This is a genomic window from Compostibacillus humi (genome assembly GCF_014637175.1).
In the GTDB taxonomy this organism is placed as follows: Bacteria; Bacillota; Bacilli; order Bacillales; family Amphibacillaceae; genus Oceanobacillus; species Oceanobacillus humi.
The window spans coordinates 1-26171 of sequence record NZ_BMEV01000048.1; the positions used below are offsets into that span (position 1 = coordinate 1).

The 26171-nt window shown below is 42.1% G+C and carries 25 protein-coding genes and 1 tRNA gene; 25 read left to right on the top strand and 1 reads right to left on the bottom strand.

Annotation, left to right across the window (positions count from 1 at the left end):
- Positions 1-280 precede the first annotated feature (280 nt).
- The 18 genes from veg (at position 281) to IEV18_RS12095 (ending at position 16400) form a co-directional block, all read left to right on the top strand.
- A complete protein-coding gene (veg, locus tag IEV18_RS12010; protein ID WP_188392626.1) occupies positions 281-538 on the top strand; it encodes a biofilm formation stimulator Veg in 258 nt (85 codons plus the stop codon).
- Between the two features lie 126 nt (positions 539-664).
- Entirely contained in the window at positions 665-850 is a 186-nt protein-coding gene (locus tag IEV18_RS12015) for a small, acid-soluble spore protein, alpha/beta type (RefSeq protein ID WP_188392627.1), read from the top strand.
- A 164-nt stretch (positions 851-1014) separates the two neighbouring features.
- On the top strand, positions 1015-1866 hold the full coding sequence (gene ispE / locus IEV18_RS12020; protein ID WP_188392628.1) for a 4-(cytidine 5'-diphospho)-2-C-methyl-D-erythritol kinase: 852 nt from the start codon (positions 1015-1017) through the stop codon (positions 1864-1866).
- A 65-nt stretch (positions 1867-1931) separates the two neighbouring features.
- On the top strand, positions 1932-2741 hold the full coding sequence (gene purR / locus IEV18_RS12025; protein WP_188392629.1) for a pur operon repressor: 810 nt from the start codon (positions 1932-1934) through the stop codon (positions 2739-2741).
- 143 nt (positions 2742-2884) lie between these two features.
- Positions 2885-3175 carry a septation regulator SpoVG gene (gene spoVG / locus IEV18_RS12030; protein ID WP_188392630.1) on the top strand — a complete coding sequence of 97 codons (291 nt, stop codon included), beginning with the start codon at positions 2885-2887 and terminating at the stop codon, positions 3173-3175.
- A gap of 324 nt (positions 3176-3499) precedes the next feature.
- Positions 3500-4879, top strand: a complete 1380-nt coding sequence (gene glmU, locus IEV18_RS12035) for a bifunctional UDP-N-acetylglucosamine diphosphorylase/glucosamine-1-phosphate N-acetyltransferase GlmU (RefSeq protein ID WP_188392631.1) — start codon at positions 3500-3502, stop codon at positions 4877-4879.
- A 17-nt stretch (positions 4880-4896) separates the two neighbouring features.
- Positions 4897-5850, top strand: a complete 954-nt coding sequence (locus IEV18_RS12040; protein ID WP_188392632.1) for a ribose-phosphate diphosphokinase — start codon at positions 4897-4899, stop codon at positions 5848-5850.
- Positions 5851-5979: 129 nt separating this feature from the next.
- Positions 5980-6543 (top strand): aminoacyl-tRNA hydrolase, encoded by a 564-nt coding sequence (pth, locus tag IEV18_RS12045; RefSeq protein ID WP_188392633.1) that lies wholly within the window; start codon positions 5980-5982, stop codon positions 6541-6543.
- A 100-nt stretch (positions 6544-6643) separates the two neighbouring features.
- Positions 6644-6874: an anti-sigma-F factor Fin gene (gene fin, locus IEV18_RS12050; RefSeq protein ID WP_188392634.1), complete on the top strand. Its 231-nt coding sequence runs from the start codon at positions 6644-6646 to the stop codon at positions 6872-6874.
- Positions 6875-6948: 74 nt separating this feature from the next.
- Entirely contained in the window at positions 6949-10479 is a 3531-nt protein-coding gene (gene mfd / locus IEV18_RS12055) for a transcription-repair coupling factor (RefSeq protein WP_188392635.1), read from the top strand.
- A 156-nt stretch (positions 10480-10635) separates the two neighbouring features.
- The gene (spoVT, locus tag IEV18_RS12060) at positions 10636-11175 is read left to right on the top strand and encodes a stage V sporulation protein T (RefSeq protein WP_188392636.1); all 540 of its coding nucleotides are present in this window, start codon (positions 10636-10638) and stop codon (positions 11173-11175) included.
- 161 nt (positions 11176-11336) lie between these two features.
- Positions 11337-12890 carry a putative polysaccharide biosynthesis protein gene (locus IEV18_RS12065; RefSeq protein WP_188392637.1) on the top strand — a complete coding sequence of 518 codons (1554 nt, stop codon included), beginning with the start codon at positions 11337-11339 and terminating at the stop codon, positions 12888-12890.
- Positions 12891-12903: 13 nt separating this feature from the next.
- Positions 12904-14358 (top strand): bifunctional methyltransferase/pyrophosphohydrolase YabN, encoded by a 1455-nt coding sequence (gene yabN, locus IEV18_RS12070; RefSeq protein WP_188392638.1) that lies wholly within the window; start codon positions 12904-12906, stop codon positions 14356-14358.
- On the top strand, positions 14358-14615 hold the full coding sequence (locus tag IEV18_RS12075; protein WP_188392639.1) for an RNA-binding S4 domain-containing protein: 258 nt from the start codon (positions 14358-14360) through the stop codon (positions 14613-14615). The genes yabN and IEV18_RS12075 overlap by 1 nt, the downstream gene beginning before the upstream one ends.
- Before the next feature lie 57 nt (positions 14616-14672).
- Positions 14673-14975: a sporulation protein YabP gene (gene yabP / locus IEV18_RS12080; RefSeq protein WP_188392640.1), complete on the top strand. Its 303-nt coding sequence runs from the start codon at positions 14673-14675 to the stop codon at positions 14973-14975.
- Positions 14972-15565 carry a spore cortex biosynthesis protein YabQ gene (yabQ, locus tag IEV18_RS12085; RefSeq protein ID WP_188392641.1) on the top strand — a complete coding sequence of 198 codons (594 nt, stop codon included), beginning with the start codon at positions 14972-14974 and terminating at the stop codon, positions 15563-15565. Before yabP ends, yabQ begins: the two co-directional genes overlap by 4 nt.
- Positions 15566-15571: 6 nt before the next feature.
- Positions 15572-15952 (top strand): FtsB family cell division protein, encoded by a 381-nt coding sequence (locus IEV18_RS12090; protein ID WP_188392642.1) that lies wholly within the window; start codon positions 15572-15574, stop codon positions 15950-15952.
- 70 nt (positions 15953-16022) lie between these two features.
- Positions 16023-16400, top strand: coding sequence for a S1 domain-containing RNA-binding protein (locus IEV18_RS12095; protein WP_188392643.1), 378 nt, complete (start codon positions 16023-16025; stop codon positions 16398-16400).
- 160 nt (positions 16401-16560) lie between these two features.
- Here IEV18_RS12095 and IEV18_RS12100 read toward each other — a convergent pair.
- Positions 16561-16634, bottom strand: a tRNA-Met gene (locus tag IEV18_RS12100).
- A 377-nt stretch (positions 16635-17011) separates the two neighbouring features.
- On the opposite strand from IEV18_RS12100, the gene spoIIE reads away from it, so the two are divergent.
- The 7 genes from spoIIE to IEV18_RS12135 all read left to right on the top strand — a co-directional run.
- Entirely contained in the window at positions 17012-19453 is a 2442-nt protein-coding gene (gene spoIIE / locus IEV18_RS12105) for a stage II sporulation protein E (RefSeq protein WP_188392644.1), read from the top strand.
- 87 nt (positions 19454-19540) lie between these two features.
- Positions 19541-20275 carry a vWA domain-containing protein gene (locus tag IEV18_RS12110; protein WP_188392645.1) on the top strand — a complete coding sequence of 245 codons (735 nt, stop codon included), beginning with the start codon at positions 19541-19543 and terminating at the stop codon, positions 20273-20275.
- Positions 20244-21176: a serine/threonine protein kinase PrkT gene (prkT, locus tag IEV18_RS12115; protein ID WP_188392646.1), complete on the top strand. Its 933-nt coding sequence runs from the start codon at positions 20244-20246 to the stop codon at positions 21174-21176. Before IEV18_RS12110 ends, prkT begins: the two co-directional genes overlap by 32 nt.
- Positions 21177-21246: 70 nt before the next feature.
- The gene (gene tilS / locus IEV18_RS12120; protein ID WP_188392647.1) at positions 21247-22644 is read left to right on the top strand and encodes a tRNA lysidine(34) synthetase TilS; all 1398 of its coding nucleotides are present in this window, start codon (positions 21247-21249) and stop codon (positions 22642-22644) included.
- 26 nt (positions 22645-22670) lie between these two features.
- Complete coding sequence (gene hpt / locus IEV18_RS12125; RefSeq protein WP_188392650.1) at positions 22671-23213, top strand: hypoxanthine phosphoribosyltransferase; 543 nt, start codon at positions 22671-22673, stop codon at positions 23211-23213.
- 202 nt (positions 23214-23415) lie between these two features.
- Positions 23416-25413, top strand: coding sequence for an ATP-dependent zinc metalloprotease FtsH (gene ftsH, locus IEV18_RS12130; RefSeq protein ID WP_188392648.1), 1998 nt, complete (start codon positions 23416-23418; stop codon positions 25411-25413).
- Positions 25414-25625: 212 nt separating this feature from the next.
- Positions 25626-26171 (top strand): transposase family protein (locus IEV18_RS12135; RefSeq protein ID WP_188392649.1); only part of this gene is annotated, 546 nt, incomplete at its 3' end.

The following is a 26171-nucleotide window of genomic DNA, read 5'->3' on the forward strand; positions in this document are numbered from 1 at the left end:
TCCGCTAGATATGAAATTTTGCGTCATACATAATCTGGAACCGCCGTATACGGAACCGTACGTACGGTGGTGTGAGAGGGACGGAGGTTAGTCACCTCCCCCTATCTCAATTGGAATGTAAAGAAATTGAAGAAAACATACATAAATTGTTAACATTTACAAATAATACAAAAAGTAGACATGAATCTTTGTTGACATGAAAAAATGTATCCTGTTATAATAATCTATTTTGACAATTACTTAGGGATTTGTTATAATGAATACAGTGAGGTGGAGTGTGTTGGCTAAATCATTAGCAGAAATTAAACGAGGTCTGGAAGGTCAGGTTGGAAAAAGACTAAGATTAAAGGCCAATGGCGGCCGAAGAAAGACAGTTGAGCGGTCTGGTGTGCTGGCAGAAATTTACCCATCCGTTTTCATCGTTGAATTAGACCAGGATGAAAACGCATTTGAACGTGTATCCTACAGCTATGCCGATGTGTTAACAGAAACTGTGGAAATCAGTTTTTTAGATGACCGCAATAAATCACTCCTTTAAGCAAGCAGCAGACAATCAGGTCTGCTGTCTTTTTTTATTTTGGCTAAAGTTAACAGCTGTAAAAATAAGCCGGCTGCATAGGATAAGAATGTCGTAAACCATAACTTGAAAGGGGAGGTTTCTTCTATGGCGAGACGCCGAGGGGTAATGTCTGACCAGCTAAAGGAAGAAATAGCAAAGGAGTTAGGTTTTTACGACACTGTACAGCAGGAAGGCTGGGGCGGAATCCGGGCGAAAGATGCGGGAAACATGGTGAAACGGGCAATTGAAATAGCACAAGAGAGCATGATGGCAAGAGGCAGATCCGAATAACCGGATCTGCTTTTTGCATATATTCCGGTAATGATTGGCAATATTGAAAATACAAGGAATTGCCTTACCGTGAAATGAAGTTTCCGATTGAATATGTTACAATTTTTTTATCAAAAGGCGACGGAAAATATGCGGTGGATTATAAATAAAATTAGGTGATAGGCATGACCCTTTTTGAAAAAGCCCCGGCGAAAATAAACTTATCCCTCGATGTCATAAGCAAAAGAGAAGACGGTTACCATAACGTGGAAATGATAATGACGACGATTGATCTGTCGGATCATATTGAGTTGACTCCTCTCGAGGATGATAAAATTGTGCTTTCCTTAGAAAGCAGATATGTTCCCAGTGATGAGAGGAATCTTGCTTACCAGGCAGCGGAAGCATTTAAAAAAAAGTATGGGATTAAACGCGGAGTTCATATCCGGATCGAAAAACATATTCCCGTTTCTGCTGGATTGGGAGGCGGAAGCAGTGATGCGGCTGCAGTCATCCGGGGACTGAACAAAATCTGGAATCTGAACATACCTGCTGAGGAACTGGCAAAGCTTGGCGCAAGCCTTGGCGCTGATGTATCTTTTTGCATATATGGAAATACGGCTATTGCCAGAGGGTACGGAGAACAAATTGAAAAATTAGTTTCCCCGCCCCCTTGTTGGGTCGTGCTTGCCAAACCGGACATTGGTGTGTCGACGAGAAACGTCTTTGCCCAAGTGGACTTGGAAAAAATCCACCATCCAAAGACAGAAAAAGTAATCGAAGCATTAGAAGAGAAAGATTTTTATAAATTATGTTCCTACATAAGCAATTCCTTAGAACCGATTACAGGAAAGATGCATCCGGAAGTCTTGGATATAAAAGAAACAATGATCAAAATGGGGGCGCCGGGGGTTATGATGAGCGGCAGCGGGCCGACCGTATTCGGCCTAGTTGAGAATGAACGGCAGGCAAAACGGATTTATAATGGGATGCGCGGTTTTTGCGACGAAGTATATTTAGTGCGCTTAACAGGCTGAATATGGCAAAAAACGTATGTTAATGATATATTAATATAAAAATATACGGTTTTTGAGGTGTAGACATGAAACGGAGCCAACGATTGGTCGTAATCACGAATTATTTTCTGGAACATCCAAGGGAACATATACAATTGCCGTTTTTTGTAGAGCTTTGCAATACGACAAAGTCTTCGATTAGTGAGGATTTAGATATTATTGATGCCGTCTTTCAAAAACAAGGATGCGGATATTTGCACCGGACGACGGGTGCTGGCGGCGGAGTAAAATTTATTCCGGTATTATCCGATGAAAAAAGTTTGGCTTTTATTCAATCATTATGCCGCAAGCTGGAAGACCCGGAGCGGATTTTGCCCGGCGGCTATTTGTATATGAGCGATATATTAGGGGATCCGGGAATGGTCCGGCAAATCGGCCATATTTTTGCTTCCCGGTTTAGCAGCTTAGAAATTGATACGGTCGTTACCGTGGCTACGAAGGGGATTCCATTGGCCTATGCTGTTGCAGCCTATTTGAATGTGCCGGTCGTCATTGTGAGAAGGGACCCGAAAGTTACGGAAGGCCCATCGGTCAGCATTAATTACGTATCCGGTTCTTCCCGCAAAATTCAGACGATGGTTTTGCCGAAGCGAAGTTTGCAGGAAGGAAGCCGGGTTTGCATCATTGATGATTTTATGAAAGCAGGAGGCACCATCCAAGGGATGATGAATTTGCTCGCTGAATTCCATGCCGAAGTACAAGCAATTGGAGTGTTAGCGGAAGCGGATGATGAAGAGGATGAACGGATTGTAACCGACTATACGTCTCTAGTAAAAATTACGAATTTGGATATGGCGAAACAAATTATAGACGTTCAACCCGGAAATATATTCTAACAAAGGTCGATAAATACCGCCTTTTCCTGTATAAAAAATATTTTTTAAAAAAATATATAATTTTTTTTCTATTTTAGCAGGAATTTTAATAGTTTTGGAGAACTATTAAAATAAGTTCTAAGGGAAAAGGTGGTGAATACATCATGGAAGTAACCGACGTAAGATTACGCCGCGTTAACACAGAAGGCAGAATGCGTGCTATCGCATCCATTACTTTGGATCAGGAATTTGTAGTCCATGATATCCGTGTCATTGACGGTAACAATGGGTTGTTCGTGGCGATGCCGTCGAAACGCACTCCAGACGGTGAATTCCGAGATATTGCACATCCAATTAATTCTGGAACCCGTGCAAAGATTCAAGATGCTGTACTCGAGGAATACCACCGTCAAGGTGAGGCGGAAGTTGAATATGAAGAAGCTGGAGCTTCTTAATAAAAAGATAGAAAGGAGTCTAATCTTTTAAAGATTAGTCTTCTTTTTTTGTAAGCCGTTACAAAGTGATGTTTGTCACCTTCCAAATCTTCCCTGCAATCTTATTCTTCTCCTTGTATCCCATGTCAGCCGTTGTGACACCTTTTTTCACCCGAAATCCCTTTTTATGGATGATTTTTCCCACTCCCGTTATATTGTTCAATCTATTGAAATCATATGTTATTTAAGATATATTTTATAAAGGATAATGTGAAGCAGGCATTTGCACTCTTTGTAGAATTTTGTGTAATTTAGTCATAAAAGTTATACTTGGGAGGTTCCTTTATGACAAATCGATATGCTGTCGTTTTGGCAGCAGGGCAAGGAACGAGAATGAAGTCAAAGCTGTATAAAGTACTCCACCCGGTATTAGGCCGACCGATGGTACAGCATGTTGTGCAGCAATTAAAGCCCTTACATTTAAATAAAATTGTCACGATTGTAGGTTTTGGAGCAGAGAAAGTGAAGGAAACCCTTGAAGGGGAGTCGGAATTTGCTTTACAGGAAGAGCAGTTAGGGACTGGTCATGCGGTAATGCAGGCAGAGCCCTTGCTCAAAGGAAAAAAGGGAACGACGATCGTCGTATGCGGCGACACGCCGTTAATTACGAGCACCACCTTTGAAGCATTAATTACCTTCCATGAAAAAGAAGGCGCCGGCGCAACGATTTTAACTGCCCAAACCGATGACCCGACCGGTTACGGAAGGGTGATTCGCAACGGGCAAGGTGAGGTAGAGCGCATTGTTGAGCATAAAGATGCCAGTGAAGATGAACTGCTCGTCCAAGAAATCAATACGGGAACTTATTGTTTCGATAATGAAGCACTGTTTGCAGCCCTGGAAGAAGTGTCCAATGACAATGCCCAAGGCGAGTATTATTTGCCGGACGTCATCGAAATCCTCCGGAATAAAGGGAAAAAGGTATCTGCCTATATGACCCCTGATTTTGAAGAAACCCTCGGCGTGAATGACCGTGTTGCTTTGGCAAAGGCGGAAAAAATTATGAAGCGGCGCATTAATGAAGGCCACCTGCGGAATGGTGTCTCCATCATTGACCCAGACCATACGTATATAGAACCAGAAGTCATCATTGAGGCGGATGCCGTCATCCACCCGGGAACAATTTTAAAAGGTTCGACTGTTATTAAGGCAAATGCGGAAATCGGTCCAAATAGCGAAATAGAAAACTGCCTTATTGGGGAAAATTCAGTTGTTCAGCATAGTGTGGCAAGAAACAGCAAAATTGGCCAGCGGGTAAATATTGGTCCGTTTGCCCATATTCGGCCGGATTCTGCTATTGGTAACGATACAAAGATCGGAAACTTTGTTGAAATCAAGAAAACAGTTATGGGAAATGGCAGCAAAGCATCCCATTTAACATATCTTGGAGATGCCAATATTGGGGAAAATGTAAATGTCGGCTGTGGAACGATTACAGTAAATTACGATGGCTACAAAAAATATACGACGACGATAGAAGACGATGCATTTATTGGCTGTAACTCCAATTTGATTGCACCGGTAACGATCGGCAAAGGATCATATGTCGCTGCCGGATCGACGATTACGAAAGACGTGCCGGAAGATGCTTTGTCCGTTGCCAGGGCAAGACAGGAAAATAAAGAAGGCTATGCCAAAAAAATAAAAAACAGAAAGAGAAAATAACGGAGGGTAAATATTTTATGTCATCTCAATACAACGATTCATCGTTGAAAGTTTTTTCCTTAAATTCAAACCGAAAATTAGCAGAGGATATTGCCAGTCATATTGGAGTTACATTGGGGAAATGTACTGTATCTAAATTTAGTGACGGTGAAGTGCAAATTAACATCGAGGAAAGTGTCCGCGGTTGTGATGTGTATGTAATTCAATCGACGTGCGCCCCGGTAAATACCCATATGATGGAACTCTTAATTATGATCGATGCTTTGAAACGGGCTTCTGCAAAATCGATTAACATCGTCATCCCTTATTACGGGTATGCAAGGCAGGACCGGAAAGCCCGCTCCCGGGAGCCGATTGCAGCGAAACTCGTTGCTGACTTAATCGAAACCGCTGGTGCCAATCGGGTTATTACGTTAGACCTCCATGCCCCGCAAATTCAAGGATTTTTTAATATCCCGATTGATCATTTGCAAGGGGTTCCGATTTTGTCCAACTATATTGAAAAGAAAAATTTAGAAGATGTCATTATCGTCTCCCCGGACCACGGCGGCGTAACACGGGCGCGGAAAATGGCAGACAGGCTTAAAGCGCCGATTGGCATTATCGATAAGCGCAGACCGAGACCGAACGTGGCCGAAGTGATGAATATTATCGGGAATATCGAAGGAAAAACAGCTATTTTAGTGGACGACATTATTGATACGGCGGGAACAATGACATTGGCAGCCAACGCCCTCATTGAAAATGGCGCAAAGGAAGTATATGCATGCTGCACCCATCCGGTTTTGTCGGGCCCAGCCATCGAACGAATTGAAAATTCTCAAATCCGTGAGTTAGTCGTAACAAACAGCATTCCGCTGCCGGAAGAAAAACAGATCGATAAAATTACCGTACTTTCGGTTGCACCGTTAATTGGAGAAGCGATTACCCGCATCCATGAACTAAAATCGGTTAGCATCCTTTTTGATTAATATAACGATTGCTACCCTCCTACAAGAACGGATAAATGTAGGGGGGCTTGTTGTTTGTCTATGTTGGAAAATTCTTTATTTAAGGGGTATATCATGTTATTTCTGCGAAGAAAAGGGAGAAGAGAACCTATGAAATGTATCGTCGGATTGGGAAATCCCGGAAATAAATATGAAAAGACAAGACATAACGTTGGCTTTATGGTTATTGACGAATTAGTGAAGCGCCATCATTGGCAATTAAATAAGAAGAAATTTAAAGGAATTTACGCCTTGGAAAGTTTGGCGGGAGAAAAGGTTTTGCTGCTTAAACCGCAGACATATATGAACTTGTCCGGAGAATCCATCTCCGCCATAATGAAATATTACCAGATTGAATTGGAAGATCTCCTCGTTATATATGATGATTTGGACTTGCCTGCCGGGAAAATCCGGCTGCGGACGAAGGGCGGTCATGGAGGACATAACGGGGTGAGAAATACGATTGATCATTTGGGAACGAAAGATTTTAAACGGATTCGCATCGGCATCGGCAGACCGGAAACGAACATTCCCATCATGGATTATGTGTTGGGAAACTTTTCCAAGGAAGAAGAGGTCGCCGTTAAGGGAAGCATTGAAAAATCCGCTGATGCATGCGAAGCGTGGATTCGAGGGACAGACTTTCTCGAAGTAATGAATGAATATAATCGGTAATGATAACATATCTTTAGTAACAGCATCTTTTCGTGAACGTATAATAATTTACCTCCCGGATAAACTTTTAATGTAGAATTTTTTCCGAGGGGGTCCATGATTGGCAGTTATATATCATTGCAGACATTGCAAACACGAGATAGGAAGAATAGAACAGCAAGTTATTGATACAGAAATGTTAGGTTTTGAACAATTATCGCCGAAGGAAAAGGAAGAAATGATTCATTATTTAGATAATGGAGATATTGAAGTTTTAACTATTTGCGAAAATTGCGAGGAAACTTTAGGACGTTATCCGCATTATCACGAATTGGATTTTTTTATACAATAATGTTTTGACAAAGCTTTGGCCGAGAACCAAAGCGTTTTTGTGCTTATATGAAAGGATATTACGGGGGTACAACAATGAAGGAATTCATCAGTTATTTGCAAGGGAAAGAGGATATCCAGTCGGTCGTCAATGGACTGAAAAACGGATTGAAAGAACAGCTTATTGCCGGCGTATCTGGTTCAGCTAGAAGTATGCTAGTTTCCATTGTTCAACAATCCGTTGAGCGGCCGGTACTGCTTATCACCCATCAACTTGTACATGCACAGGAACTCTATGACGATTTAGTAGAATTTATTGGAGAGGAAAATGTTCATCTATATCCAGTAAATGAGCTTATTGCCTCGGAAATTGCCGTAGCCTCACCAGAATTAAGAAGCCAGCGAATCGATGCTTTAACCCAATGGTCAAAAAGAAAAAATGGGATTCTCGTTGCCCCGATTGCAGCGGTTAAGCGGATCCTCCCCCCGCCGGACTATTGGGAAAAATATCAGCTGCCATTTACCGTCGGGGAAGAAATAAATATTGAAAACTACTTAACATCTTTCGTTGATATGGGATATGAACGAGTGTCCATGGTGACGACACCTGGAGAGTTTTCTGTGCGGGGAGGAATTATCGACATTTACCCGATAACAGAGGAACATCCGATTCGTGTGGAACTCTTTGATAACGAAGTTGATTCCATTCGCTATTTTGATGCTGATACCCAGCGTTCATTAACAAAGGAGCAGTCGGTCATCGTTAAGCCTGCCTCGGAATTGCTGTTGACGGAAGAAGATTTGCTTTCGGCTGCCAACCGGCTGGAAGACGGTCTTCAAGATACGCTAAGCAAAATGAAGAATTCGGAAAAAAAGGAATTGTTAATAGAAACGATTGAGTATGATGTGGACCGTCTGAAGAACTTTGAACGCTTTCAGGAAATGTATAAATATATTGGCTATTTTTACGAAAAACCTGCTAGTTTATTAGATTATCTCCCGCAGGATGGAATTATTTTATTAGATGAAATGAACCGGATTCATGAAACAGCAGTAAATTTGGATAAAGAAGAAGCGGAATGGTACAGCAGTTTGCTTGAAGCCGGGAAAATGATCCAAAAGGGAAAATTTTCCTATGATTGGGAATCGGTATGGTCGCGGATGCATCAGCCCCGTTTGTATATGTCCGTATTTTTAAGGCATATACCGAATACGAATCCGCAAAACATTGTAAATCTGTCATCCCGGCCGATGCAGGAATTTCACGGGCAAATGCATCTGTTTAAAAATGAATTAAAGCGCTGGGAAAAAGGCGGTTTTTCCGTCATTGTTTTTGCCCCGAGTGAACAGCGGGCAGAGAAAATCCATTCGATATTCCAAGATTATGAAATTGAGGCAGAAGTAGCAAAAAAATTAAATTTGCCTGTGCAAATGCCGGCAATTGTCGTCGGCCAGCTTTCTAGCGGCATCGAGTTGCCGATGCACAAATTAGTCATCATTACGGAAAACGAACTGTTCAAAAAGCGCATTAAACGGCAACGGAAAAGGCAAAAAATATCCAATGCAGAGCGGATCAAGAGCTACCAGGAATTAAAAGTCGGGGACTATGTTGTCCATACAAACCATGGCGTCGGCAAATATTTGGGTATTGAAACGTTGGAGATTAACGGTCTGCATAAAGATTTTATGCTTATCCGCTACTCCGGAGATGACAAACTATATGTTCCCATTGATCAAATTGACCTGGTTCAAAAATATGTCGGTTCGGAAGGAAAAGAACCGAAACTGTACAAATTAGGCGGGACCGAATGGGCAAAAGTAAAGCGGAAAGTCCAATCCAGTGTAGAAGATATTGCTGATGATTTAATTAAACTGTATGCGGAGCGGGAAACACGGAAAGGCTTTGCTTTTTCTAAAGATACGGAGATGCAGCGGGAATTTGAAGCTTCTTTCCCATATCAGGAAACAGAGGATCAATTAAGGTGTATTGCAGAAATCAAAGAAGATATGGAAAAGGACCGGCCGATGGATCGTCTCCTTTGCGGTGATGTCGGCTATGGAAAAACGGAAGTTGCCATTCGTGCTGCTTTTAAAGCGGTGATGGACGGAAAGCAAGTCGCCATTCTCGTACCGACTACGATTCTCGCCCAACAGCATTACGATACAATCCGCGAACGATTCCAAGATTATCCGATTGAAATCGGGCTGTTAAGCAGGTTCCGAACGAGGAAACAACAGCAAGAAACGATTAAAGGGATTAAAAAAGGAACAGTGGATGTTGTCATCGGCACCCATCGGCTCTTATCAAAGGATGTAGAATTTTACGATTTAGGCTTGCTCGTCGTGGATGAGGAGCAGCGCTTTGGCGTGAAACATAAAGAAAAGATTAAGCAAATGAAAACGAACGTTGACGTATTAACCTTGACAGCAACGCCGATTCCAAGAACATTGCACATGTCTTTATTAGGTGTACGGGATTTGTCGGTCATTGAAACTCCGCCGGAAAATCGTTTCCCAATCCAAACTTATGTGATGGAATATAATCCGATTGTCGTCAGGGAAGCGATTGAACGGGAAATGGGCAGAGGAGGCCAAGTGTTTTTCCTTCATAATCGGGTAGAATCGATTGACAAGGTGGCAAGAGATGTCGGCATGCTCGTTCCTGATGCAAGAATCGCCATCGCCCACGGCAGGATGAGTGAAACCGAATTGGAAAATGTCATCGTCAGTTTCCTGGAAGGGGAATTTGACGTATTGGTAAGCACAACGATTATTGAAACGGGCGTGGATATTCCTAACGTCAATACGTTAATTGTTACAAATGCGGATCATATGGGACTGAGCCAGCTGTACCAGCTGCGCGGACGGGTCGGCCGTTCAAACCGGGTAGCCTATGCTTATTTTACCTATCATAAAGATAAAGTATTAACCGAAGTGGCTGAAAAACGGCTTCAGGCCATCAAAGAATTTACCGAATTGGGCTCAGGATTTAAAATTGCCATGCGGGATTTGTCGATTCGTGGTGCTGGGAATTTGCTCGGCGCACAGCAGCACGGATTTATCGATTCAGTCGGTTTTGACATGTACTCGCAAATGCTGAAGGAAGCAATCGAGAAACGGAAGGCAGGAAAGGAAATTACCGAGATTGCCCCGTTTGAACCGGAACTGACATTGAATTTGGATGCTTATATCCCGGACGAATATATTAAAGATGAAAAGCAGAAGATCGAAATATACAAGCAATTCCGTTCCATTGATACGGAAGAAGATATTGAAGAATTAAAAGAAGAATTAATCGACCGCTTTGGGGATTATCCAAAAGAGGTGGACAATTTAATTACGGTTTCTTCCTTAAAAATGTATGCGAAGCGGGAACGGGTGGAATCGATTATGGAGAAGGGCAAACGGATTGTTATGCTCTTGACGGAGGAACGAAGCCAGGAAATTGACGGGTCAAAAGTATTTGAAATTGCCAACGAATTTGGCAGGGAGATTCAGCTCGGTACAGAAAACACAAAACTAAAGGTAATTTATACTTGGTCCAATGAAACAAAACATCGCCGTTATGAAATGGTGCAGGAATTCATTAAGAAATTAAGCGAGGCAAATCGTGTTCCTGTCAGCTAGAAAAATATGCTTTGTACAGTGAAAAAATGGCAAGTTATGTATAATTATCCTGTAGTTGAATTATACTATGAGCACACTGGTGATTATAGCGCAATGCAGAGTTAGTTGGCCACGTAAGAGAGAAAGGTAATCATCATAGAAAGTGAGGCTACTCAAATGAAGGCTACAGGTATTGTACGTCGAATTGATGATTTAGGGAGGGTTGTTATCCCTAAAGAAATCCGCCGAACGCTGCGAATTCGTGAAGGTGATCCATTGGAGATTTTTGTGGATCGGGAAGGGGAAGTAATTTTAAAAAAATACTCTCCTATTAACGAATTAGGGCATTTTGCCAAAGAGTATGCGGATGCATTGTTCGACTCACTTCATTTTCCTGTACTGATCAGTGACAGAGATGAAATTATTGCAGTTAGCGGGGAATCAAAAAAAGACTATTTAAATAAAAGGATAAGCAGTGAAATTACAGATATCATTGAGAACCGTGTTACTGTATTCGAAGCCGACGGAAAACAATTGGAGATTATCGATGGGGTTGAGCAGGAAGTCAGTTCCTATTGTATCAGTCCAATAGTAGCAAGCGGCGACCCCATCGGCTGTGTCCTCTTGTTTTCGAAAGAATCCGGGGAAAAAATTAGTGAAACAGAGCAAAAAGTGATTGAAACTGCTGCCGGTTTCCTGGCAAGACAAATGGAATAAATACTTAACAGACGGGTGTGTTCATACATATGGAACACCCTTTTTTTCGTATTCAAGCGCCTGGGAAAGATGTTTTTCATGTCTTTCCTTATGGTATAATTAGGTAATGTCTACCAAGGAAACTGGAATTTATCAAGTTTCTTCATAGGAGAAGTTGGACTGTGAATGGAAATGTAACAAAAAATATTGTAAAAGGAGCATTCGTACTTACCTTTGCCAGCATCGCCGGGAAGATTTTAAGCGCGCTATACCGAATACCGCTGCAAAATCTAACCGGGGATGTCGGGTTCTATGTATATCAGCAAATATATCCCTTCCTTGGCATGGCGGCAGTTCTTGCATTGTACGCCTTTCCTTCGAGCATAGCAAAATTAGCAGCGGACTGGAAGGAGCAAGGAAGAGAGGTAGGCTGGACAAGCTTTATTTTTCCTGTCTGGACTGTTCTTATGCTTATTTTTGTAAGTTTAACCCTGTTGCTGTTCCTATTGTCTGAACCGTTGGCAAAAGCGGTGGGAGATCCCCAATTAGCCAGTTCCTATCAATGGACTGCGTTCATTTTTTTATGCATTCCTTTTGTTGCTCTGTGGAGGGGAATTTTTCAAGGAAACATGGAAATGGTGCCGATTGCCCTTTCCCAAGTGGCAGAACAGCTCGTCCGGGTCTTCATCATTATTTTTGTCGCTGTTTTTGTCTATTTTCAGGTAATTCCTATATACGATATAGGAAAGTTCGCCGCGATCGCCTCTCTTTTCGGTTTTATTGCTGCATTTATCCTTTTAACAGGATTTCTGTACAAGAATAAAACTTTTTCTGCCAAAAAGTATGCGATTCCATGGAAAACGTTCATTCGGACGATATTCCTGCTCGGCTTTGCTGCCGGATTAAACCATATGGCATTACTGGCAGTGCAGCTGGCAGATACCTTTACTTTCGTTCCTCAATTGGCGGAATTTGGCATGGGGGAATTAGAGGCGATGGAAAGGAAAGGAATTTTTGACCGGGGACAGCCATTGATCCAATTTGGCACGGTACTCGCTTCATCATTAGCTTTAACGATTATTCCTGCACTATCGAATGGAAATGGAGAAAGTTTCAAGTCCTATGTGGCAACAGCGATACGCCTTTGTCTTTATGTCAGCGCTGGGGCAACCGTCGGACTCATCTTGATATTCCCGGAAACAAACCTGCTTTTATTTCAGGACGATAAAGGAACGGGAGATTTGCAAATTTTAGTGGTTGCTATTTTTTTCTGTTCCTTGGCAATTACTGCCTCATCCATCCTTCAAGGAATGGGATTCATGAAGCGTACCGCCTTCCTCATTGGGCTCGTCTTTATGCTGAAAATGTTGCTGAACAAATTATTCATTCCCCATTTTGGTGTGACCGGTGCGTCTTTCGCAACCGTATTGAGCGTCGTTGTCTGGTTTTTCGCCGTCTGGCGAATGCTAAAAAAGGAACTGGCGCCAGCCGTGTTTTTACATAAGAAGCAAGTTGCTGCACTAATTGCTGCGACTGGCGGGATGGGATTCTATCTTTCCGTAATGAAGTTTTTTGCCCCTTTCTTTACGGACTCAAGATGGATGCTGCTTCTTTTCGTGCTTTTTCTCGTCATTTCCGGAGCTTTGCTATTTTTCCTCATGTTAATCCGGTTTGGGGCATTTTCGAAAGCAGAGCTTAAGCTCTTGCCATTTGCAAAATATTTAGCAAAGTTGTAAAGGAGGTATTCCATTGGGCAAAATTACAGTAGTCGGCCTAGGAGCAGGCGGATTTGAGCAGCTGCCGGTGAAAATATACGAAGCATTAACAAATGCAAAAGAAAAAGTGTACACCCGGACGATGGACCATCCGGTAATCGATTCCTTGAAGAAAAGGGGGGTCGTTTTTGCCTCCTTTGATTCTGTCTATGAGGAAGCAGACGAATTCGCTGAAGTGTACGAGCGGATTGTGGACCGTTTAGTAGCTGAAGCAAAAGCTTCCGGCTCCATTCTTTATGCGGTGCCGGGACACCCGATGGTAGCAGAAAAAACAGTAAAGCTCTTGCTCTCCCATCCGGATGTGGAAACGGAAGTGCTGGGAGGCCAAAGCTTTTTAGACGATTTATTTGCTGCCTTAAAGATCGATCCGATTGATGGGTTTCAATTAATTGACGCTACTTCCTTCGAAAGGGATATGCTGCAGTACCGAAATCATCTTATTTTTTGCCAAGTGTACGATGCGTTTATCGCATCGGAAGTGAAATTGATACTGCTGGAAGACTTGCCCCATGACTATGAGATTAAGATTGTGCACCATGCAGGGACAGAGGGGGAAGAAATACTTACCGTTCCTCTGGAAGATTTAGACCGGCAGATGACGCTCAGCAACTTGACGACCGTCTACGTCCCGCCGGTGCCGGAGGAATTATTGCATCATACCTTTCCGAAATTACGTTCTGTAATAAAGAAATTGCGCTCGCCTGAAGGATGTCCGTGGGACCGGAAACAAACCCATGGATCTCTCCGGGAATATGCCATCGAAGAAGTGTACGAGCTGATAGAAGCGATTGACAACAACGATGATGAAGGCATCATAGAAGAACTGGGCGATCTCCTGATGCACATTATGCTGCACAGTCAAATCGGTGAGGATAACGGCTATTTTTCCATTGATGATGTGATACGGGGAATAACGGAAAAAATGATTCATCGCCATCCCCACGTATTTGGGGAAACGAAAGTATCGAGCCTAGAGGATATTGATAAGAACTGGGAGGAACTGAAAAAAGCGGAGAAAGGCCATGAACGGAATTCCATTTTGGACGGTGTGCCGCCTTCCCTTCCTGCTTTATTCAAAGCATATCAATTGCAGAAAAAAGCAGCCAAAGTTGGGTTTGACTGGGACCGGGCGGAAGAAGTCTGGCAAAAACTTGAGGAGGAAATCGGAGAAGTGAAGGAAGCGTTGGCGATAGAAAACCGCGACAAAGTGGAAGATGAGTTTGGCGACGTCCTTTTTGTCCTTGCCAATTTGGCCAGGTTTTATAAAATAAATCCGGAAACAGCGTTAAGCCGAGCCAATGAAAAATTTATCCGGCGCTTCAACTATATTGAAGAACGGCTAAAAGAAGCAGGGAAGGACTTGAATGATGCTTCATTAGAAGAAATGGACGCATTATGGAACGAAGCAAAGGGAAAGGAGGGGAAATGATGCGGTTAGATAAATTTTTAAAAATATCCCGTCTGATTAAGCGGAGGACATTGGCAAAGGAAATAGCCGACCAGGGGAGAATTACGGTGAACGGCAATGTGGCCAAAGCTTCTACTTCCGTTCAGCCGGGGGATGAACTTTCCATTCGCTTCGGTCATAAGATAGTAACAGTACGGATCAATGATATCCGGGAAACGGTGAAAAAGGATGAGGCAACGACGCTATACTCGATTTTAAAAGAAGAAAAAGCGGATTAATGTTCTACACTTGTCCCTCCCTTCATAAAGTTATTTATGAGAAGGAGGGCGTAATGGATGAATTATTATGACCATAAAGAAAGTGTGAATCGGACCCACACAGACCATAGCGTAAAAATAACAAATCGAAGAAATTTGGAAATTTCCGGCGTCAAAGAAGTTGACAGTTTTGATAATGAAGAATTCCTCCTAGAAACAGTAATGGGGTATTTAATCATCCGCGGACAAAATCTGCAATTAAAAAATTTAGATGTGAACGAAGGGATTGTAACGATTAAAGGGAAAATTTACGAACTATCCTACGTCGATGAACAGGGGCAGGAGAAAGCTAAAGGCTTCTTTAGCAAGTTATTCCGATGACCCTTGAAGTACAATTCCTCACAATGATTTCCATGGTTTTCTGCGGGATTTATTTAGGTGCCATGTATGATACATTTCGGCGCTTTTCCCCTTACTGGAAAAGGAGAAAAGTGTTAACCTACTTCCTTGAAATTCTTTTTTGGCTCGTGCAAACGGCAATCATTTTTTATATATTGTATCGGGTGAATGACGGGGAAGTAAGATTTTATATTTTTCTCGCCGGACTGTTAGGCTTTTCCATGTACCAGGCATTGGTGAAATCCATTTATCTCCGGATGCTGGAACAGATTATTCGTGTTATTGCCAGCATTTACCGCTTCCTTTCCCGCATGGTGGAAGCATTGCTGATCAAACCGATCATATGGATGTTTACCGTCATCATGACGATTGTTCTATGGCTGATTCACACCATTTGGAAGATTCTCTTAATGTTTCTTCGAATCTTATTGCTGCCGCTGAAATGGCTCGGAAAGTTAATTTATCACCTTTTACCTAAAAGTTTCCAAAATTATTTACACCAATTAGCAGGATTTTATAGTAAAATGAAGAATATAGTAATGCGAGGTGTAAAGAAGTTCCGGAGGAGGTAAAGGGGATTGTCATCACGGCAGCATAATGTAACGAAATTGGAATCCAGCTATATGAAGCAATATGATGCTTATTTGGAAAGGCAAAAAAGAAAAAAACAACGACTAATCCGCCGACTCGTCCTTTTCGCAATCATTACGTTAATTATTTCTTCCTGCATGATTGGCTATCATTTAAAACAGCGAGCGGTATACGCTGAAAAGCTGGAGGAATATGAACAACTGGATGAAAAATTACAATCGTTACTAGAGGAAGAAAAAGCAATAAAAGAAGAAATTGAGTTGCTGAAAAAAGAGGATTATGTATTGGACATAGCCCGGACGAATTACTTTTTTTCTAAAGAAGGGGAATTAATTTTTAAGATTCCCGATGAAGATCCGTCTTATTGACACGTATATTTTTGATTAATATACTTAAGTGAGAATGATATTTAATCTTTTAAGGAGGAGCATTTTTTTTATGTCAATCGAAGTAGGCAGCAAGCTGCGAGGAAAGGTAACGGGAATCACTAATTTTGGCGCATTTGTAGAAATCGAAAAAGGGAAAACAGGACTTGTCCATATTAGTGAAGTTGCCGACAACTATGTCAAAGATATTAATGACCATTTGAAAGTCGGGGAAGAAGTTGAGGTAAAGGTCATTAACGTCGAGAAAGACGGCAAAATCGGATTATCTATTAAGAAAGCGAAAGACCGTCCAAGACGAAATACCCGGGAACAACAGGAAAACTTTGAGGCAAAAATCAGCCGTTTTCTTAGAGATTCGGAAGACCGTTTAGCCTCTTTGAAAAAGCACACAGAATCCAAGCGCGGAGGTCGAGGTGCTAGAAGAGGATAGCAGCAGCTGTCTATGAAAGGGAAAACTGTAATGCTCTTATTATAATGGTAGGTAATATAGGTAATAATAGATAGGTAAATAAACAGGTGCATCGTCAGCACCTGTTTTTTGCATGAAAAAAAGGTCTGCTGAGAAACAACGCAGACCTTTTTTGTATGGATAGCGGCGGAGGGGATCGAACCCCCGACCTCACGGGTATGAACCGTACGCTCTCGCCAGCTGAGCTACGCCGCCATAGGATTCAACAAGAAGTATCATACAATAGATTTGCTATAAATGTCAATAGAAATAATTTCAAAATTTTATTTACAAAATAACACAAATATTCCCAAAATGGACGTCCGTTCGGCAGCAGAGATTCCCGAAAAGAGAACAAAATCCGAGTGAATATAGCAATCCTCTCAACTGAATTTTCCTATGAAATCTTCTAAAACGATTGATTTTATCAGGTTTTAACAGATTCCTCCTTCTGTTTCAGATTATGTTGTATTATCGCTTATTTTTAAAGAAAAGGTCGAACGATTTCTATGTTTCTCCCCGTTGTTTTGACAAATTTAGCAGGGAAAATATGGTTTACTAGAATGAAAATTAAGTGGGAGGAGATTCAATTGATGACTTCTATACCAAGAACGGGGACGGGCGGATTTTCTATGAAAAAAGAGAGGAAAAGTTGGAACAGGCGCATGTTGATGTTTCTCCATTATGTTTTTATTCAGAAGGGCTGGATATTTGTTGTGACCGGGTTTCTATTGGGCAGGGCGGTTATTTTGTCGGAAGTTTCCCCATTTGCTTTAGCATTCGTTGCTGCCATATGGCTCATTTACAAAGAACAGACGCTGAAATCGATTGGAGCTGTATTGCTGGGAGCACTGAGCTATTCTGTTCAGCATAGTATTTTCCTATTATTGGCCGTTGTCATCTTCATGTTATTGGCAGCTTTCTTTAAACGGAAGAAAAATCAGCAAATATTAGTTCCGCTATTTGTTGTCATATCCATGATGCTGCCCCGTATATTTCTCTACTCTATTCAAGGAGAGCTTTTGGCTTACGAGTGGATTCTATTAGCGGTAGAAGGAATTCTCGGTGCGGTCTTAGTATTAATTTTTATGCAAAGCCTGCCATTAATATCACCGAAAAAATATCGTTTTTCTTTAAGAAATGAAGAAATCGTTTGCATGATGATCCTGCTCGTTTCTATATTAACGGGAATGATCGGCTGGCATATATACGGTGCGGCTATCGAACAGATTTTTGCCCGCTACTTCGTCTTAGTGTTCGCTTTTGTAGGAGGGGCAGCCATAGGTTCTACCGTGGGAGTCGTTGCTGGTCTCGTCCTTTCTCTGGCAAACGTGGCAGGACTCTATCAAATGAGCTTGCTCGCATTTTCCGGGCTGCTCGGGGGTCTGTTAAAAGAAGGGAAAAAGCCAGGGGTCGCCGTCGGTTTATTGATCGGCACCTTTCTCATTAGCATGTACGGCAATACAGCCTTGCTTCCGTCTGTATTGGAATCGTTATTTGCCATACTTATCTTTTTCCTTACACCTGCTGCTTCTTTCCGGCAAATTTCCCGCTTTATCCCAGGTACGGAAGAATATACGCAAGAACAGGAGCGGTTTTTGCAGAAGATACGGGATTTGACGGCAAAACGGGTGGAACAATTTTCAGAAGTTTTCGGCGCGCTGGCAAAAAGTTTTGCCCTGCCGGAACCGGTCGAGGAGAATGAAGAGGAAAAAGATAGAGAGACGGATTATTTCCTCAGCCTAGTTACGGAAAGAACGTGTCAATCTTGTTTTCTTAAAAATAAATGCTGGGTAAACAATTTTGATAAAACTTATCATTTAATGGAAAAAATGAAAGAGGATTTGACAAACCGAAACGAACTCCATTGGAAGACGAAAAGAGAATTTGATGCCCTCTGCATGAAGTCAAATAAAGTAGAGGACGTAATGAAAGAAGAAATTTCCATATTTGAAATGCATCGGAAAATGAAAAAACAGCTGCAAGAAAGCAAACGGCTTGTCCATGAACAGCTGCTCGGTGTATCGGAAGTGATGGGGGACTTTGCCAAAGAAATGGTAAAGGAAAGGAAAACCCACGAACTTCAGGAGCATCAAATTATCGAAGCTTTGAAAAAACTGGGCATTGAACTGGAGAAGGTAGATATTTATTCTTTAGAGAAAGGAAATATTGATATCGAAATTACAGCAAACTTTTACGATTATCACGGTGAGGCGGCAAAGTTAATCGCACCTGTCCTATCCGATATTTTAGACGAAATGATCATTGTGAACGAGGAAGATATTTCTCCTTTTCCAAATGGAACAAGCTACTTATCTTTCCGGTCGGCAAAGGAGTATTGTATTACGACCGGGTATGCCAATGCCGCAAAAGGAGGAGGGTTTGTTTCCGGAGACAGTTTTCTGACGATGGAATTAGGCCGGGGAAAATTTGCCATGGCGATAAGTGACGGAATGGGCAACGGATACCGGGCAAAGGAGGAAAGTGAAGAGACTCTCCGATTATTGCAGCAGATTCTCCAGACTGGTATTCCGGAAAAAGTGGCAATTAAGTCAATCAACTCTGTTCTTTCATTGCGCTCGAATGAAGAAATGTTTGCCACGTTAGATTTGGCGATGATTGACTTAAATAGTGCGTCAGCAGAATTTTTAAAGATTGGATCTTCCCCAAGTTTTATTATGCGCGGCAAAAAAATAATCAAAATAGAAGCTGGAAATTTGCCGATCGGCATCATCAGGGATGTGGATGTAGATATTGTGCAGGAACAGCTGAAGGCAGAAGATATTTTGATCATGGTCAGTGACGGCATTTTTGAAGGACCGATGCATGTGGAAAATACGGATATTTGGATGAAGCGGAAGCTAAAGGAATTGGAGACGAGGGATCCGCAGGAAATTGCTGATTTATTATTGGAGGAAGTAATCCGTACGAAAGCTGGAGAAATTGATGATGACATGACTGTATTAGTGGCAAAAATCGAAAGAAACAAGCCGAAATGGGCAAGCATACCTTTTTACGAAGGGAGGGCATTATAAAAGGATTCTATCAAACTATATTCCGCCGAGGTATAATTGCTCCTTTTTCTGGCGAAGATGAGTAGAAAGAAAAGGGAGGTATCATTCGTGAGAAAAGGGACATTAAGACAAATATTGCTGATTACGGACGGATGCTCGAACAAGGGGGAAGATCCTGCAAGTGTTGCAGCGCTTTGTTATGAGCAGGGAATTACAGTAAATGTTATCGGAATACTAGATGATAATCAATCAGAGGATGTGGAAGGATTACAGGAAGTGGAGGCGATTGCCCGTTCCGGCGGCGGTGTCAGTCAAATCGTTTATTCCAAGGATTTAGCGCAAACGGTACAAATGGTGACAAGACAAGCAATGACCCAAACAATACAAGGATTTGTTCACCAGGAACTAAAGGAAATATTAGGCCGGGATCAAGGGTTAGAAGATATTGAACCGGAAAAGCGGGGAGAAATTATGGAGGTGGTAGAGGACCTGGGAGAAAAGAGCGACTTAGAGGTGCTTGTCCTTGTTGATACAAGCGCCAGTATGCATGATAAGCTGCCGACAGTAAAAGATTCGTTAATCGATCTGTCTATTAGTCTTACTTCCCGAATTGGCGATAATCGGTTTTCTATTTATCGCTTCCCGGGGAAACGGAACGATACAGAGAAAGTATTAGATTGGTCTCCTGATTTTTCCGAGATTCAATCCGTATTTCCAAAGCTGACGAGCGGAGGCATTACTCCTACTGGTCCTGCTCTAAGGGAAGCGATGTACCAGTTCAGCAAAAAGAATCTGTTAAGGAGCTTCTATCATGAAACAGAAAGCGATGAATCTTCTTTCTAATTTGCCTCCGGGAACGGTAATTACCGGAAAATGGCATCATAAAACGTATCGAATCAAAAAGAAATTGGGAAGCGGCGCTGTCGGTTCTGTTTACCTATGTGATGCAGCAGGACAAGAAGTGGCATTAAAAATTAGCGATAAATCGGCATCTTTAACAGTAGAAGTAAATGTGCTGACATCGCTGAAGCAGGTCCAAGGGAGCCTTGGGCCTTATTTGTTGGATGTGGATGACTGGGTGACAAGAAACGGCAAAGTATATTCCTTTTATGTCATGGAATATGTGAGAGGAATACCGCTTAGGACCTTTATCAAACAGCATGGATCTTCCTGGATTGGAGTATTTATGCTGCAGCTGCTGGACGATTTGACCCGCCTCCATCAGTCGGGATGGATTTTTGGCGATTTAAAACTGGACAATTTAATTGTCATGACAAACCCGCCAAGGCTGCGCTGGGTCGATGTGGGCGGGACAACGCAAAAGGGAAGGGCAATTAAAGAATATACCGAGTTTTATGACCGGGGCTACTGGCAATTAGGTACGCGAAGAGCAGAAGAAAGCTATGATTTATTTGCTCTCACGATGGTGTTTCTGCATCTTTTTTATCCAAATGAGTTTGAAAGAAGAGAACAGCCGTTACAACAGCTGTATCGAAGAATTGATCAGGTAAAGGCGCTCGCTCCTTACCGAAAAATATTAAAAAAGGCAATTAGCGGAAAATATCAGACGAGCACGGAAATGCGGAGGGAACTTTTCCATATCGTATCCCAAAATACCCGCACATCCAGATCCAGAAGGTCAAGGAAAAAGCAGGATAATCTGCGTCATGCGCCTTTTGTCATTGAAACACTCGGAATTACAATTATTGCTCTCGGGTATTATCTTCTGTCTCTTTTTCTATAGGTATCCTGCTTTTAAGTTCCCGATATTTTCATATATAATACTGGTAGAATAGGAAGCGGAGATGGCAAGGATGGAAGAAAAGGTAAAGGCATTTATAAATAAGCACCGATTATTGGAAAAAAACAAAAGGGTGTTAATCGGCGTATCCGGAGGTCCGGATTCAATGGCCTTGCTCCATTTTTTTCGGCGAATCCAAAAAGAATGGAATTTAACACTGCTTGCCCTCTCGGTAGACCATCAGCTGCGGGGAGACGCATCCCGGAAAGATTTAGAATTTGTAGCGAAGGTTTGTAAAGAGTGGAATATTCCTTTCGCAGGAACTAGTGTGGATGTGAAATCGTATATAAAGGTGCACCGCGTTTCGGAAGAAGTGGCCGCCCGTCATTTGCGCTACCGCTTTTTTCAGGAAATGATGGAAAAACAGAATGGAGATATACTCGCACTAGGACACCATGCGGACGATCAGCTGGAAACGATGTTGATGAAATTTTCCCGGTCCGCAGATTCTGCTGGCCTATCCGGTATTCCGGTTATGCGCCCATTTGTTTCCGGAAAGCTCATTCGCCCGCTTCTTGCCGTTGGGCGGAAGGAAATCGAAGCATATTGCAAAAAACAAGGAATAGAAACGAGAATGGACGCAACGAATGCGGATGATTCCTATACAAGGAACTTTTTCCGAATCCACGTGCTGCCGTTAATAAAAGAGAAAAACGCTAATATACATACTACCATACAGCGATTAAGCGAAACGTTAGAAGATGACGAGCATTATTTGCAGGAACAAGCGAAAAAAATGGTGGAAGAAGTAGTTTTTCTTCAGGAAAATCCTCGCAAAGCAACGTTGGAAATGGACAAATTCGCTTCCCGTCCCAAAGCTTTACAAAGAAGGGCCTTTCATCTAATATTAAACTATCTATATGAAGGGAACATTCCGAAAAAACTTTCCTACATCCAAATGCTGCAAATTTTCACCCTATTGGAAAGCAATGAAGGGAATCTTACACTAGACTTCCCAAATCAATTGAAAGTGTCAAGGTCCTATAACCGCCTCATTTTCCATTTTAATGAACCGGCTTCTGCGGAGACAGATCGGCAAACAATATCTATCCCTGGAGAATATGTCCTTCCTGACGGGAATACGTTAACGGCAGCCTGGTCTGCGACTGAACCGATAAGTGCCAAAGATTCCTACTATTGCAGCAAAGCTGACGTCAAGCTTCCTTTACATATCCGAACACGAAAACCGGGAGACAGAATGCGCTGGAAAGGTTTAAACGGATCAAAGAAAATAAAAGATATATTTATCGATGAAAAAATTCCTTTAGAAGAAAGGAATAACTGGCCGATGATTGTCGATGATAATGATGTCATCTTATGGCTGGTCGGCCTAAAAAAGGGCGAGCCAAAAGGAGAAAGAGGAAAGGAAGGGCCTTTTATACATTTACAGCTAAAACGAGAACATTCCTAGGAGGAAATATAATGACCGTAGACAACATGCATAATGATATTGAAAAAATTTTAATTACTGAGGAGGAGATACAGGAAAAGTGCCGCGAATTAGGCAAACAGCTTACGGAAGAGTATGATGGAAAGTTTCCGTTAGTAATTGGCGTATTGAAAGGTGCCGTTCTATTCATGTCCGATATATTACGCCATATGGACTGCCACCTGGAAATGGACTTTATGGACGTATCGAGCTACGGTTCCGGTACCCGCTCCTCAGGGGAAGTGAAAATATTAAAAGACCTGGATACGAAAGTGGAAGGAAGAGATTTGCTGATTATTGAAGATATTATTGATAGCGGCTTAACGTTGAGCTATCTTGTTGATTTGTTTAAGTACCGGAAGGCAAAATCCATTAAAATTGTCACCTTGCTTGATAAGCCGGAAGGGAGAACGGCTAATATAAAAGCGGATATGGTAGGTTTTGAAGTGCCAAACGAATTTGTTGTTGGCTATGGATTAGATTATGCGGAAAAGTATCGTAACCTGCCGTATATCGGGGTATTGAAACGAGAAGTATATAGTAAGGAATAGTTAATAACTGCTAGACTTAAGGGAAAGGAAAATGGGATACATAAGGGAAAAATGCAGGGGGAAACGATACATATTGGAGCGTAAAAAAGGCTTTTTAATCATTTGGTAACACCTTGAGTTCAGAAAGCTAAATTAGTTGTATGTATTTATTTTTCTATGATACGATAAGCTATAGTTTTCCCCGCTTGGGAGGAGGTAAGTGATGAATCAGATGTTTCGTAACGTCTTCTTTTGGATCCTCATCGTTTTTGTCGTCATCGGCATTATCGGTGTGATCAATGGTCCAGGAGAAGAAAGGGAACAATTAAATGTACAGCAATTTATGGACGCGTTAAATAATGGCCAAGTTGTCGAAATGACACTGCAGCCTACTCATGGAATATATCGGGTAACGGGAACGCTTCGAGATGGCGAAACCCCATTTATTGCCCATATACCAGATAATACTGAAATTATCGCTCAAGTTACAGAAACGGCTCAACAGCAGAGCATTCTCCATGTTCAGGAAGAAGAGCAGCCGAGTCCATGGCTGACGTTTTTAACGGGTATTTTACCATTTTTATTAATCGGATTATTTTTCCTGTTCATATTGAGTCAAGCCCAGGGCGGCGGCGGTGGCGGCCGGGTAATGAATTTTGGGAAAAGCAAAGCGAAAATGTATACGGAAGATAAGAAAAAAGTTCGCTTTAAAGACGTGGCAGGTGCCGATGAAGAAAAGCAGGAACTTGTCGAGGTTGTAGAATTTTTGAAAGACCCGCGCAAATTTACTGCTGTCGGTGCCCGCATACCTAAAGGGGTACTATTAGTAGGTCCTCCTGGTACCGGGAAAACATTGCTTGCCCGTGCGGTTGCAGGGGAAGCGGGAGTGCCCTTTTTCTCCATCAGCGGATCCGACTTTGTTGAAATGTTTGTTGGGGTTGGTGCATCCCGGGTCCGTGATTTGTTTGAAAATGCGAAGAAAAATGCCCCTTGTATTATATTTATCGATGAAATTGACGCGGTAGGTCGTCAGCGCGGCGCTGGTCTTGGAGGCGGCCACGATGAACGGGAGCAAACATTAAACCAGTTGCTCGTCGAAATGGACGGATTTGATTCGAATGAAGGAATCATCATAATTGCGGCGACAAACCGTGCCGATATTTTAGACCCGGCGCTATTACGGCCTGGACGGTTTGACAGACAAATTACGGTAGACAGACCGGATGTAAATGGCCGGGAAGCAGTATTAAAAGTGCATGCCCGCAATAAACCGCTTGATGATAGCGTCGATTTGCGTGCTATCGCGATGCGGACACCAGGTTTCTCTGGCGCGGATTTAGAAAACTTGCTTAACGAAGCTGCTTTAGTAGCTGCAAGGGATAACCGCAATTACATTAATAAAGATGATATCGATGAAGCGACAGACCGGGTCATTGCCGGACCTGCCAAGAAGAGCAGGGTAATCTCGGAAAAAGAACGGAGAATCGTTGCTTACCATGAGAGCGGGCATACGGTAATCGGGATGGTCTTAGACGAGGCGGATGTAGTGCATAAAGTGACCATCGTACCTCGAGGCCAGGCTGGCGGCTATGCCGTCATGCTGCCGAAAGAAGACCGCTACTTTATGACGAAGCCAGAACTGTTTGATAAAATTACCGGTCTGTTAGGGGGACGGGTAGCGGAAGAAATTGTATTCGGCGAAGTAAGTACAGGCGCCCACAATGACTTCCAGCGCGCTACGAATATTGCCCATAAGATGATTACCGAATATGGTATGAGTGATAAAATCGGCCCTATCCAATTTTCCAGCGGCGGCGGAGGGAATGTTTTCTTAGGACGTGACCTCCATAATGAACAAACTTATAGTGAAGCCATTGCTCAAGAAATCGATAAAGAAATGCAAAACTTTATCAATTATTGCTACGATCGGGCGAAGAAAATTCTTACCGAACATCGGGATAAATTGGAACTTATCGCTGAGACTTTGCTGGAAGTAGAAACGCTGGATGCAAAACAAATTAAGTCCCTTTTTGAAGAAGGAAAGCTGCCTGATCCGGAACCGAAGAAAGAAGATGTCAAAGTAAACATTCAGTCGAAAGAGGAACAGGTCGGAATGTCCTACGAAGAAGCAAAGGAAAAGGCAGATAAGAAGTTAAAAGAAGAAACCGATGATAGCAAAGAGCAAAACAAACCGGCGGAAGAGCCGGAGCAAAAAGAATAATTTGCAAGAGAAGCAGTCACAGAAGGGAAGTGACTGCTTCTCTTTTTATTCTAGGGTATATATTTCCATTCGGTATTAATCATTTGGATTAAGGCTCTATACTAAATGTTGGGGTTTAGAAATAATTTAAAGACAAATAAAAACACGCTTCTCCAATTTCTTTTATACTTGAATTGATCAGAAACAAGCAAAAAGAGAGGAGAAGCGCGTAAATGAATAATACCATAAAAATTCCTGGTTTAGAAGATGTAATTATTACAAAGGTGGAGGAATTTGAGGATCGAATAGCCATATTTGTCGAAATGGAGGTCCAAACCCATATATGCCCAAAATGTGGTAAAAAAACGCGAAAAATACATGATTATCGAGTGCAAAAAATCAAGCATTTAAAATGGTTTGAGCGTTTAAGCTATATTTTTTATCGGAAGCGCAGATATAGATGTGATACATGTGGCAAGAGATTTTACGAGAAGAATTCGATTGTAGATCGTTATCAGAGATTTTCTAAAGAATGGAATCGAGCCGTAAATATACGCAGTGTAAGAGCGAAGACATTTAAAGAAATTAGCCAGCAATTTGGCGCTTCCCCATCTACTATCATTCGCAGATTTGATGAGCTTGCAGAGAAAGAGCTAAAAGATGTAAAGGAGCTTCCTCGTGTCATCTCCATCGATGAATACAAAGGCGATACAAAAGAAGGTAAATATCAAGTCATTATCGCAAATGGGGAAACAAAGGAACCCATTGACATTCTTCCG

What these genes read in the sequence shown, in the direction of transcription:
- hpt (WP_188392650.1), top strand. Translation starts at nt 22,671, where the DNA reads ATGCATAATGATATTGAAAAAATTTTAATTACTGAGGAGGAGATACAG.
- pth (WP_188392633.1), top strand. Translation starts at nt 5,980, where the DNA reads ATGAAATGTATCGTCGGATTGGGAAATCCCGGAAATAAATATGAAAAG.
- IEV18_RS12095 (WP_188392643.1), top strand. Translation starts at nt 16,023, where the DNA reads ATGTCAATCGAAGTAGGCAGCAAGCTGCGAGGAAAGGTAACGGGAATC.
- IEV18_RS12075 (WP_188392639.1), top strand. Translation starts at nt 14,358, where the DNA reads ATGCGGTTAGATAAATTTTTAAAAATATCCCGTCTGATTAAGCGGAGG.
- ftsH (WP_188392648.1), top strand. Translation starts at nt 23,416, where the DNA reads ATGAATCAGATGTTTCGTAACGTCTTCTTTTGGATCCTCATCGTTTTT.
- spoVT (WP_188392636.1), top strand. Translation starts at nt 10,636, where the DNA reads ATGAAGGCTACAGGTATTGTACGTCGAATTGATGATTTAGGGAGGGTT.
- IEV18_RS12040 (WP_188392632.1), top strand. Translation starts at nt 4,897, where the DNA reads ATGTCATCTCAATACAACGATTCATCGTTGAAAGTTTTTTCCTTAAAT.
- spoVG (WP_188392630.1), top strand. Translation starts at nt 2,885, where the DNA reads ATGGAAGTAACCGACGTAAGATTACGCCGCGTTAACACAGAAGGCAGA.
- purR (WP_188392629.1), top strand. Translation starts at nt 1,932, where the DNA reads ATGAAACGGAGCCAACGATTGGTCGTAATCACGAATTATTTTCTGGAA.
- IEV18_RS12015 (WP_188392627.1), top strand. Translation starts at nt 665, where the DNA reads ATGGCGAGACGCCGAGGGGTAATGTCTGACCAGCTAAAGGAAGAAATA.
- tilS (WP_188392647.1), top strand. Translation starts at nt 21,247, where the DNA reads ATGGAAGAAAAGGTAAAGGCATTTATAAATAAGCACCGATTATTGGAA.
- ispE (WP_188392628.1), top strand. Translation starts at nt 1,015, where the DNA reads ATGACCCTTTTTGAAAAAGCCCCGGCGAAAATAAACTTATCCCTCGAT.
- glmU (WP_188392631.1), top strand. Translation starts at nt 3,500, where the DNA reads ATGACAAATCGATATGCTGTCGTTTTGGCAGCAGGGCAAGGAACGAGA.
- yabP (WP_188392640.1), top strand. Translation starts at nt 14,673, where the DNA reads ATGAATTATTATGACCATAAAGAAAGTGTGAATCGGACCCACACAGAC.
- yabQ (WP_188392641.1), top strand. Translation starts at nt 14,972, where the DNA reads ATGACCCTTGAAGTACAATTCCTCACAATGATTTCCATGGTTTTCTGC.
- mfd (WP_188392635.1), top strand. Translation starts at nt 6,949, where the DNA reads ATGAAGGAATTCATCAGTTATTTGCAAGGGAAAGAGGATATCCAGTCG.
- spoIIE (WP_188392644.1), top strand. Translation starts at nt 17,012, where the DNA reads ATGACTTCTATACCAAGAACGGGGACGGGCGGATTTTCTATGAAAAAA.
- prkT (WP_188392646.1), top strand. Translation starts at nt 20,244, where the DNA reads ATGAAACAGAAAGCGATGAATCTTCTTTCTAATTTGCCTCCGGGAACG.